6 protein-coding genes and 1 pseudogene are annotated in these 5,695 nt (G+C 71.3%); 4 read left to right on the plus strand and 3 right to left on the minus strand.

Going from position 1 to position 5,695, the window contains the following annotated elements:
- Positions 1-287 (minus strand): annotated as a pseudogene (locus K6I34_RS30065) (GNAT family N-acetyltransferase); the annotation flags it as partial.
- A 1-nt stretch (position 288) separates the two neighbouring features.
- Positions 289-906 carry a PH domain-containing protein gene (locus K6I34_RS30070; RefSeq protein ID WP_229330719.1) on the minus strand — a complete coding sequence of 206 codons (618 nt, stop codon included), beginning with the start codon at positions 904-906 and terminating at the stop codon, positions 289-291.
- Positions 907-1,032: 126 nt separating this feature from the next.
- On the opposite strand from K6I34_RS30070, the gene deoC reads away from it, so the two are divergent.
- From deoC to K6I34_RS30085, 3 genes are read left to right on the plus strand one after another with little or no spacing between them, the layout of a single operon-like run.
- The gene (deoC, locus tag K6I34_RS30075; RefSeq protein WP_229330726.1) at positions 1,033-2,022 is read left to right on the plus strand and encodes a deoxyribose-phosphate aldolase; all 990 of its coding nucleotides are present in this window, start codon (positions 1,033-1,035) and stop codon (positions 2,020-2,022) included.
- A 20-nt stretch (positions 2,023-2,042) separates the two neighbouring features.
- Positions 2,043-3,485: an aldehyde dehydrogenase family protein gene (locus K6I34_RS30080; RefSeq protein ID WP_229330729.1), complete on the plus strand. Its 1,443-nt coding sequence runs from the start codon at positions 2,043-2,045 to the stop codon at positions 3,483-3,485.
- Positions 3,478-4,371 carry an aldehyde dehydrogenase family protein gene (locus tag K6I34_RS30085; protein WP_229330720.1) on the plus strand — a complete coding sequence of 298 codons (894 nt, stop codon included), beginning with the start codon at positions 3,478-3,480 and terminating at the stop codon, positions 4,369-4,371. The genes K6I34_RS30080 and K6I34_RS30085 overlap by 8 nt, the downstream gene beginning before the upstream one ends.
- 75 nt (positions 4,372-4,446) lie before the next feature.
- Here K6I34_RS30085 and K6I34_RS30090 read toward each other — a convergent pair whose 3' ends face one another.
- Positions 4,447-4,836, minus strand: a complete 390-nt coding sequence (locus tag K6I34_RS30090) for a hypothetical protein (RefSeq protein WP_229330722.1) — start codon at positions 4,834-4,836, stop codon at positions 4,447-4,449.
- A 193-nt stretch (positions 4,837-5,029) separates the two neighbouring features.
- Between K6I34_RS30090 and K6I34_RS30095 the strand changes: the two genes are divergently transcribed.
- Positions 5,030-5,656 carry a uridine kinase gene (locus K6I34_RS30095; protein ID WP_229330724.1) on the plus strand — a complete coding sequence of 209 codons (627 nt, stop codon included), beginning with the start codon at positions 5,030-5,032 and terminating at the stop codon, positions 5,654-5,656.
- Positions 5,657-5,695 lie beyond the last annotated feature (39 nt).

The following is a 5,695-nucleotide window of genomic DNA, read 5'->3' on the forward strand; positions in this document are numbered from 1 at the left end:
GTGCTCAGCCCGCCGACGGCATAGCGCCCACCCGCGTGCACGATCTCCTTGGACAGCACGTCCAACGCGGCCAGCACCACCCCGCCGTCCACCCCGCCGCCATCCACGAGCAGCATCGACAGCGGCCGCAGCAAAGGATCATGAACCGGACCACCGGAGACGGCCCCACCCGAAGCCGAAGCCGGAGCCGAAGCCGAAGCCGAAGCCGGCCAAGCCTCCTCCTGAAGCTCCAGCACCTGCGCCCGCAGATCGCCCGGAACCGCCTCCTCCGGGAAAGACAGGATCACGTCAGCCCAACACCCCGAGAACGACCAGCAGCACAGCCCCCACCACCGACGGCCCGATCACCTCGAAAGCCCACCGCACCACCGGCTCCCCCGACACATCCGCATGCCGCCCGGCCAGCTCCCGGATCTCCGAGATCGCCTGATCCGCAGGGGCCTGCGCAGGCCCCTGCGAGAGCGTCTGCGAGGACACCTGCGAGGACAAGGGATCACCCCCGTCACCACCACCCCGCCGGGCCGCCGCCTTCCGCTTCCGCAGCGACACCGGGATGGCCCACATCTGGTACTTCGCGCCGTCCGCCACGAACACCTCGCTGGAGTACGCGGCGCGCACGTCCTCCACGCACCCCCACGGCAAAGTGATCGTCCGGAACGGGTTCCGCACCAGCAGCCGCCGCTCCCCCGCGAAAACGACAGGCCGCAGCGTGAACGCGATGATCAGCGGCACCACGAACAGCAGCCCCGCGAGCGCCACCCAGGGCGTCCGCCCGGACCCCCGGAAGACGGCGTCGCCCCCCAGCCAGGCGGCGACAGCAAGCAGCAGCACGCCGCCGACGATCCCGGCAGGCGAGCGATAACTACGGTCGGCATATACAGAAGACGAGTCACCCGGGCGAGTCATGCGCCAGATTCTGCCCCACAGCCCCCTCCCGTCCCCCGTCCCGAGGCCGTCCCGCGGCCGTCCCACAACCGCCGCGATCCGGGGGGTGACACGCGCTACGCGCGTAGATATGCTCATCTGGTGACCATGCCCACCACAGTTCCCGCACCAGGCAATGACGCCGACGCCGCGGGGCGGCTGAAGGACCTGGCGGACGTGACCGCCTCCGACAGCACGCTGCGCCGCTTCCTGCACGGCCTTCCGGGCGTAGACGCGGTCGGGCTGGAAGCCCGCGCCGCCTCGCTCGGCACCCGTTCGATCAAGGCCACGTCGAAGGCCTACGCCATCGACCTGGCGATCTCGATGATCGACCTGACGACGCTGGAAGGCGCGGACACCCCGGGCAAGGTCCGGGCCCTCGCCGCCAAGGCCGTGCTCCCCGACCCGACCGACCGGACGACGCCGCGCACGGCCGCGGTCTGCGTCTACCCGGACATGGTGGCCACCGCGAAGGCCGCCCTGGCCGGTACGGACGTGAAGGTCGCGTCCGTCGCCACCGCGTTCCCCGCGGGCCGCGCCGCGCTGCCCGTGAAGCTGGCGGACACCCGTGACGCCATCGCCGCGGGCGCGGACGAGATCGACATGGTGATCGACCGCGGCGCGTTCCTCGCCGGCCGTTACCTGGACGTCTACGACGAGATCACGGCCGTCAAGGCCGAGTGCGGTGACAAGGCCCGCCTCAAGGTGATCTTCGAGACGGGCGAGCTGTCGACGTACGACAACATCCGCCGGGCCTCCTGGATCGGCATGCTCGCGGGCGCCGACTTCATCAAGACGTCGACCGGCAAGGTCGCGGTCAACGCGACCCCGGCCAACACGCTCCTCATGCTGGAGGCCGTGCGCGACTTCCGCGCCGCGACCGGTGTCCAGGTCGGTGTGAAGCCCGCCGGCGGCATCCGCACCACGAAGGACGCGATCAAGTTCCTGGTCCTGGTCAACGAGACCGTGGGCGAGGAGTGGCTGGACAACACCTGGTTCCGCTTCGGTGCCTCCAGCCTGCTGAACGACCTGCTGATGCAGCGGCAGAAGCTGGCGACCGGCCGTTACTCCGGCCCCGACTACGTGACGGTGGACTGACCGACATGGCAACAACCGACATGGCACCCGGCAAGGCATTCGCCTACGCACCCGCGCCCGAGTCACGCGCGGTCGTCGACATCGCCCCGTCCTACGGCCTGTTCATCGACGGTGAGTTCACCGAGGCCACCGGCGGCAAGGTCTTCAAGACGGTCAGCCCGTCCACCGAGGAGGTGCTCTCCGAGGTCGCGCAGGGTTCCGCCGAGGACGTGGACCGCGCGGTGAAGGCCGCCCGCAAGGCGTTCGCGAAGTGGTCGGCGCTGCCGGGCGCCGAGCGCGCGAAGTACCTCTTCCGCATCGCCCGGATCATCCAGGAGCGCAGCCGCGAGCTCGCCGTCCTGGAGACCCTGGACAACGGCAAGCCGATCAAGGAGACCCGCGACGCGGACCTCCCGCTCGTCGCCGCGCACTTCTTCTACTACGCGGGCTGGGCGGACAAGCTCGACCACGCGGGCTACGGCGCGAACCCCCGCCCGCTGGGCGTCGCGGGCCAGGTCATCCCGTGGAACTTCCCGCTGCTGATGCTGGCGTGGAAGATCGCCCCGGCGCTCGCCACGGGCAACACGGTCGTCCTCAAGCCCGCCGAGACCACCCCTCTCTCGGCGCTGTTCTTCGCGGACATCTGCCGCCAGGCGGGCCTGCCGAAGGGCGTCGTCAACATCGTCACGGGTGACGGCTCCACCGGTGCCGCGCTCGTCGCGCACGAGGACGTGAACAAGGTCGCGTTCACCGGCTCCACGGCGGTCGGCAAGGCCATCGCCCGCACGGTCGCGGGGACGGACAAGAAGCTCACGCTGGAGCTGGGCGGCAAGGGCGCCAACATCGTCTTCGACGACGCGCCGGTCGACCAGGCCGTCGAGGGCATCGTCCAGGGCATCTTCTTCAACCAGGGCCAGGTCTGCTGCGCGGGCTCGCGTCTGCTGGTGCAGGAGTCGGTCCAGGACGAGCTGATGGACGCGCTCAAGCGCCGTCTGTCGACGCTGCGCCTGGGCGACCCGCTGGACAAGAACACCGACATCGGCGCGATCAACTCCGCCGAGCAGCTGGCCCGGATCACCGAGCTGGCCGACAGCGGCGAGGCCGAGGGCGCCGAGCGCTGGTCGCCGGCGTGCGAGCTGCCCTCCTCGGGCTACTGGTTCGCGCCGACGGTCTTCACCGGTGTCACCCAGGCCCACCGCATCGCCCGCGAGGAGATCTTCGGCCCGGTGCTGTCCGTGCTGACCTTCCGCACCCCGGGCGAGGCCGTCGCCAAGGCCAACAACTCGCAGTACGGCCTGTCGGCGGGCATCTGGACGGAGAAGGGCTCGCGCATGCTGGCCGTCGCGAGCAAGCTGCGCGCGGGCGTCGTCTGGGCCAACACGTTCAACAAGTTCGACCCGACCTCGCCGTTCGGCGGCTTCAAGGAGTCGGGTTTCGGCCGCGAGGGCGGCCGTCACGGTCTGGAGGCGTACCTCGATGTCTGAGTCCGCAGCGCGACTGAGCGTCTTCAAGACCTACAAGCTGTTCGTCGGGGGCAAGTTCCCCCGGTCCGAGAGCGGGCGGGTGTACGAGGTGAGCGATTCGAAGGGCAACTGGCTGGCCAACGCCCCGCTGTCCTCCCGCAAGGACGCCCGTGACGCGGTCGTGGCGGCCCGCAAGGCCGTCGGCGGCTGGTCCGGCGCCACCGCGTACAACCGCGGCCAGATCCTCTACCGCGTCGCCGAGATGCTGGAGGGCCGCAAGGAGCAGTTCGTCCGCGAGGTGGCCGAGGCCGAGGGCCTGTCCAAGGCCAAGGCCGCGGCCGTCGTCGACGCCGCGATCGACCGCTGGGTCTGGTACGCGGGCTGGACCGACAAGATCGGCCAGATCACCGGTGCCACCAACCCGGTCGCGGGCCCGTTCTTCAACGTCTCCGCGACCGAGCCGACCGGCGTCGTCGCCGTGCTGGCCCCGCAGGAGTCGTCGTTCCTGGGCCTGGTCTCGGTACTCGCCCCGGTGATCGCCACCGGCAACACGGCCGTCGTCGTGGCCTCCGAGAAGGCACCGCTGCCCGCGCTGTCCCTCGGTGAGGTGCTGGCGACCTCCGACGTCCCGGGCGGTGTGGTCAACATCCTCTCGGGCCGTACGGCGGAGATCACCCCGTCGCTGGCCGCGCACCAGGACGTCAACGCGATCGACCTCGCCGGTGCGGACGCCGCGCTCGCGAAGGAGCTGGAGATCGCCGCGGCCGACAACCTCAAGCGTGTACTCCGTCCCCAGCCTGTGGACTGGGCGGCCACGCCGGGCACGGACCGCATGACGGCCTTCCTGGAGACCCGCACGGTCTGGCACCCCACGGGCTCCCTGGGCGCGGGCGGCTCGTCCTACTGACGCCTGCCCCGCAGCACCGCGCAAACGCCGTACGGGCCCGGCCCGTACGGCGTTTCGCGTGCTCTGCGGCTGCTTCTACAGCTGCGGCACGCTCGGTACCAGGCTGGCCGGGAGCAGCCCGTTGAGCTGGTCCAGCAGGCCGAGGTTCCCCAGCGAGGCCCCGCGCGACAGCGGCTGGGTGACGGAGGCCGTGCTCACCGGCTCCAGCTCGCCCACCTGCGTGGCGACCGAGTTGTCGAAGGGGTCGCTGCCCGTACCGGCCAGCGGGTTGAGCTTCATCGGCGTCAGGGCCATCAGGGCACCCTCCGTGCCCGCGCCCAGCGCCGTGTCGGCGCCCTGGAGGCCCGCGTCGAGGGAGGTCACCCCGAGCTCCGCCCGTGGAGCCAGAGGCTTGATCGTGCCGGCGTTCGCCGCCCCCGCGCCGCCCGCGACGATGGCCGCACCCGCGGAAACAGTCAGTCCCACGCGCATCAGCCTGCGCGAAGGGAGGGAATGGGGAGAGCGCGCGTGTCGTGCGTGCGAGGCCATGGGCACCTGCCGGGTCGTGAGGTACGAGAGAGGGCGAACGACAACGCACCGTAGTGGAGTCGTGACACTGTGCGCATCTCCCGACCCGGGGGGATCCCCCATCCAGCCCAATGCCTCACACTGGTGTCCCGTGACATCCCACTCGAGCCCTGCCCGCGTCATCCTGCTGACCGGCCCGTCCGGTTCCGGCAAATCGTCCCTCGCGGCCCTCACCGGGCTGCCCGTCCTCAACCTGGACGACTTCTACAAGGAGGCCGACGACCCGACGCTGCCGCCGCTCCCCGACGGTTCGGGCCCCGACTGGGACGCGCCGGGTTCCTGGGACCACCGCGCCGCCGTCGACGCGATCGCCGAGCTGTGCCGTACGTCCCGCACGGCCGTGCCGGTGTACGACATCGCCACGAGCTCGCGGAAGGGCACGACCACCCTCGACATAGGCCGCACCCCGCTGTTCATAGCGGAGGGCATCTTCGCCGCCGACATCATCGGGCACTGCCGTGAACTGGGCGTGCTCGCCGACGCCCTGTGCCTGCGCGGCCGCCCGTCGACGACGTTCCGCCGCCGCCTGCTGCGCGACCTGCGCGAGGGCCGCAAGTCCGCCCCGTACCTGATCAGCCGCGGGCTGCGGCTCATGCGTGCCGAACGCGGCATCGTGGCCCGGCAGACGGCGCTCGGCGCGTACGCCTGCGGCAAGGACACCGCCATGGGCCGGATCGCCGCCGCGGCCGCGGGCCGCCGCGAGGGCGCCCGCGTCTGACCGCGCGCCGGGGCGCCGGAGCCTCGTGCCCCGGCGCCC

The organism is Streptomyces sp. UNOC14_S4, from assembly GCF_020740835.1.
In the GTDB taxonomy this organism is placed as follows: domain Bacteria; phylum Actinomycetota; class Actinomycetes; order Streptomycetales; family Streptomycetaceae; genus Streptomyces.